This window comes from Rhodococcus sp. R1101, assembly GCF_000278445.1.
Classification (GTDB): Bacteria; Actinomycetota; Actinomycetes; order Mycobacteriales; family Mycobacteriaceae; genus Rhodococcus; species Rhodococcus gordoniae.
The window spans coordinates 1-472 of record NZ_AJVB01000943.1; the positions used below are offsets into that span (position 1 = coordinate 1).

Here is a 472-nt window from a genome sequence, read left to right on the forward strand (position 1 = left end):
GACGAGATCCTGGTCGTCGAGGCAGGCCGCATCGTCGAACGCGGCAGCCACGAGGATCTTCTTGCGGCGGGCGGCCGCTACGCCGAGCTCTATCGCACCCAGTTCGCCGATTCGGGACCGAAGGTGTCGGCGGGAGCCCCCATACTCGACGCATGAGCGCCCGAGAACACGACCTGTTGCTGAAGCTGCTCTCCAACCAGTTCGACGCCCTGCGCAACGCGCTGTCGGGCCTGACCGACGATCAGGCCCGCAGCGCACCGAGCGCATCGTCGATGAGCCTGGCGTCGCTGGTCAACCATCTCGTCGACGGTCTCGTCGCCACGGACGGCCGGATCCGCGGCGACAACCCTCGGGACGCCGACCCGGTCGCGGCATGGCAGGCCGGGTGGCGGGTCGAGGAGAGCGAGACGGTCGCCGACCAGCTCGCCCGCCTCGACGCCGAGGCCGAACGGTTCGCCGCGCGGTCCGCGCC

1 protein-coding gene is annotated in these 472 nt (G+C 70.8%); it reads left to right on the top strand.

Annotated elements, in window-relative coordinates:
• Window positions 1–152: 152 nt before the first annotated feature.
• Window positions 153–472 (top strand): mycothiol transferase (locus tag R1101_RS29055; protein ID WP_016935871.1); only part of this gene is annotated, 320 nt, incomplete at its 3' end.